General features: G+C 74.9%; 1 protein-coding gene. It reads right to left on the minus strand.

What is annotated here, in order from left to right:
- On the minus strand, window positions 1-4367 hold a 4367-nt coding region (locus ACFY3V_RS39640), incomplete at both ends, for an SDR family NAD(P)-dependent oxidoreductase (protein ID WP_389780467.1).

Raw genomic sequence — 4367 nt, forward strand, 5'->3', positions numbered from 1 at the left:
TCGATGCCCGCCCGCTCCAACGCCTCCCACGCCACCTGCAACAACAGACGCTGCTGCGGATCGGTCGCCAACGCCTCCCTCGGACTCATCCCGAAGAAGGCCGCGTCGAACTCACCGGCGTCACGCAGGAAACCGCCCTGGCGGGTGTAGGACGTCCCCTTGTGGTCGGGGTCGGGGTGGTAGAGGGCCTCCAGATCCCAGCCGCGATCGGCGGGAAACTCCCCGATCGCGTCCGTCCCCGACGCCACCAGCTCCCACAAATCCTCAGGCGAGGCCACCCCACCGGGAAACCGGCACCCCATCCCCACGATCACCACCGGGTCCGAGACGTCGGTTTCCTTCACGGTCACGGGCGCGGTGCTCTCCTGTGCCGACAGGGCGTCCAGCAGGTGCCCCGCGAGCGCCGCGACCGTGGGGAACTCGAAGGCGACGGTGGGGGGCAGGGTGAGGCCGGTGAGCGTGTTGAGCCGGTTGCGCAGCTCGACGGCGGTCAGCGAGTCGAAGCCGAGCTCCTTCAGCGGCCGGTCCGCGCCCACCCCGTCCGCGTCCTCGCGGCCGAGGACGGCCGCGGCCTGTTCGCGTACGAGCCCGGTGACGGTGCGAGACCGCTCGTGTGGTGGTTCGGCCCGCAGCCGCCGCGCCCAGGCGCCGTCGGCCGCCGTCCGCCGGGCCGCGGCGGGCGGCTTGACGATTCCGGAGAACAGGGCGGGCAGGCGGCCCGCGGCCGCCTCGTCCCGCAGCACGCCCTCGTCCAGCGGGGACACCACGGTGTGGGCGTCACGCACCCGTTCGAGCACGTCCAGCGCACGACCGGTCTCGACCGGGCCGACACCGTACCTGGCGAGCCGGGCGCGGTCGGCCGCGCCGAGGCGGGCGGTCATCGCGCTCGCCTCCTCCCACAGGCCCCAGGCGACGGCCGTGGCCGGCAGACCGGCACGGCGCCGGTGCTCGGCCAGTGCGTCGAGGAAGGCGTTGGCAGCCGCGTAGTTCGCCTGCCCGGGTACGCCGAATGTGGCCACGGCGGAGGAGAAGAGCACGAAGCCCTCCAGGGGGAGGCCCGCGGTCAGCTCGTGCAGGTGCCACGCCGCGTCCACCTTGGGCCGCAGCGCGACGGCCAGTTCCTCGGTGGTCATCCCGGTGACCGTGGCGTCCGCGAGCAGTCCCGCGGTGTGGATCACCGACCTGAGCGGGCGGTCCGCGGGGATGGACTCCAGCAGTTCCGCCATGGCCGCACGGTCGGCGACGTCGCAGGCCACCACGCTCACCCCGGCTCCGGTCGCGGTGAGTTCCTCGGCCAGGTCCTCGGCGCCCGGCGCTCGCGACCCCGAGCGGCTCACCAGCAGCAGGTGCGGAGGGTTCGCCGAAGTGGCGAGCCTGCGGGCGACCAGCGCGCCGAGGGTTCCGGTGCCTCCGGTGACGAGGACGGTGCCGGCCGATGTCCCCACCGGGGATCCGGAGTCGCGGGAGGCGGCGTCGTGGGGGGTGTTCCCGCCGAGGTCGTGGGAGGCGAGTCTGGGCACCAGCAGCTCGCCGCCGCGTACGGCCACCTCGCGTTCGCCGTGCTCGGCGGCGAGCAGCGCGGCGGCGGCGGGACCGTCGACGGTGACCAGGGTGAACCGGCCGGGGTGTTCGGCGGCGGCGGTGCGGACCAGACCACGGACCGGGGCGGACGCGAGGTCGGACTCGGCCACCACGACCGAGAGCCGGATACCGTCGAACCTGGGATGGCGGAGCCACTCCTGGAGCAGTCCCAGGACGGCGGCGGTCCGCTCGTGCGCCTCCGCGACCACGTCGCCCGTCCGCCCGCCCACGGGCACGAGCACGGCCCCGGCGCCGGCCGCCGACAGCAGGTCGTCGACCACGCCGACGTCCCCGTCCGTCGTGACGAGGCCACCGGGGCCACCGGGGCCACCTGGGTCGTCGGGGCCGTCGGGGCCGTCGGGGCTACTGAAGCCGCCGAGCACGACGACGTTCCCGGGAGCCGGACCCGTCTCGGCCGGTCGCTCCCAGCCGACACGGTAGGTGTCGGCCTCGGGGCGGGCCGCGGCGAGTTCGGCGCGGGCGGCCGGGCGGAACGCCACGGACTCGACGGCGCCGACGATCTCTCCTTCCAGGTCCGCGAAGGTGTAGCGGAACCGGGAGGCGCCGAGCGGCTCGATGCGCGCCCGCAGCCCTTCCCGCCCTCGCTTCGCCCCGCCGGTCAGGCGCAGGCCCTCGAAGGCGAACGGCAGGAGAGGGTGGTCCGGGTCGGGGTCGGCGAGTCCGGCCAGCCCTGCCACCACCGGATGCAGAGCGGCGTCGAGCAGTGCCGGGTGAAGGACGAAATCCTCACCCGTGGCACCCCGGGCCTCGGCCGCGACGAGCTCGGCGTAGACCGTGCCGTCGCCGTCGCCGCCGTCGCCGGCTCGCCATACGGCGGCCAGCCCCTGGAAGGCCGGGCCGTAGTCGTAGCCGAGCCGGTACAGCCGTGCGTACACGTCGGTGACGTCGACGCTCTCGGCTCCGGGGGGAGGCCATGCGACCCGTGTGGCCCCTGTCGTCCCGGGGGCGAGGGTCCCGGCCGCGTGCCGGGTCCACGGCGCGTTCTCGGACAAGCGCGCGTACACCTCCACGGTCCGGCGGCCATGCTCGTCGGGGGCCGCGACGAGCACCTGCAGCGGCGCCGGGCGCCCGTGGGTGAGGACGAGAGGCGCCTGGACGGTCAGCTCGCGCACCTCCGAGCAGCCGACGAGGTCCCCGGCCCGCGTGGCGAGTTCGGCGAGAACCGTGCCGGGTGCCAGCACGGTGCGGAACACCGAGTGGTCGGCGAGCCACCCCTGCGCCGCCGTGTCGAGTCGGCCGGTCAGCACCGCGCCGCCGTCCACGAGCGCGACCATCGCCCCCAGCAGCGGGTGGCGGACGGCGGACGGCCCGAGCCCGGATGCCAGGGCCGAGCCTGCGGAGGGGGTGAGCCAGTAGCGCTCGCGCTCGAACCGGTAGGTCGGCAGGTCCACGACAGAGGTGCCCGTCGTCGTCCAGGAGACGGGGACGCCGCCGAGGTGGGCCACGGCGAGGGCGCGGCGGAACGTCTCCGTGCCGCCCTCGCCGCGCCGCAGCGTGCCGCCCGCCAGCCCGGGCAGGCCCCGCTCGGCGAGGATCTCCTCGACGGCCACGGTGAGCACCGGGTGCGGGCTCACCTCGACGAACCGGTGGTGTCCCGTGTCGAGCAGGCCGTGGACGGCGGCTTCGAACTCCACGGTCTCGCGGAGGTTCCGATACCAGTACCCGGCGTCGAGCGTGGCGGTGTCGGCCGGTTCCCCGGTCACCGAGGAGTGGAACGCGATCTCGGCCGGCCTCGGTTCCAGGCCGGTGAGCGTCTCCAGCAGGTCCTCGCGCAGGGGTTCGACGTGTCGGGTGTGCGAGGCGTAGTCCACCGGGACGCGGCGGGCGCGCACGCCCTGCTCGTCGCACCACGCGAGCAGTTCGTCGAGGGCGTCCGCGCCTCCCGCGACCACCGTGGAGCGTGGTCCGTTGCGCACCGCGATCTCGATCTCCCCCGGCCGGCGCGTCAGGACCCGGGCCAGCTCGTCGGCGCCCAACGCCACCGACACCATGCCGCCGTTCCCCGCGATGCGGGCGATCGCCCTGCTGCGGAGTGTGACGATCTTCGCGGCGTCCGCCAGCGACAGCGCGCCCGCCACGTAGGCCGCGGCGATCTCGCCCTGTGAGTGCCCGACGACGGCGTCCGGCCGTACTCCGGCGGCGCGCCACATCGCCGCGAGCGACACCATCATCGCGAAGAGCACCGGCTGCACGACGTCGACGCGCTCCAGTGGTGGCGCGCCGGCGTCGCCACGGAGCACGGCGGTGAGGGACCAGTCGGTGTGCCCGGCGAACGCCTTCTCGCAGGCCTCGATCTCGGCGCGGAAGGTGTGGTCGGAGTCCAGGAGCGCGCGGGCCATCTCGGGCCACTGCGATCCCTGGCCGGGGAAGACGAAGACCGTCCTGCCCGGGGCCTTCTCGCCGGTGACGACCTCGTCGTGGAGTTCGCCCCGTGCCAGGGCGCGCAGGGCGGGCAGGTGGTCGGCGAGTACGGCGGCGCCGTGGCCGAGCCGCGCCCTGGAGACGAGGGTGGCCGCCACGTCGCGCGGGTCCAGCCCCGGATGGGCCTGAAGGTGGTCGGCCAGCGCCTCGGCCTGCCTGCGCAGAGCGGCGGGGCTGTCCCCGGACAGCAGCACGGGGGGCGCGGTCGCGGGCCGATCGGCGTGGCTGGAGACATTCGGTGTCTCGGCGGGGTCGTCGGGTGCCTGTTCGAGGATGACATGCGCGTTGGTCCCACTGATCCCGAACGACGACACCCCCGCCCGCCGCACCCCACCCCACTCAGG

It is taken from the genome of Streptosporangium sp. NPDC000095 (assembly GCF_042899335.1).
Lineage (GTDB): Bacteria > Actinomycetota > Actinomycetes > Streptosporangiales > Streptosporangiaceae > Streptosporangium.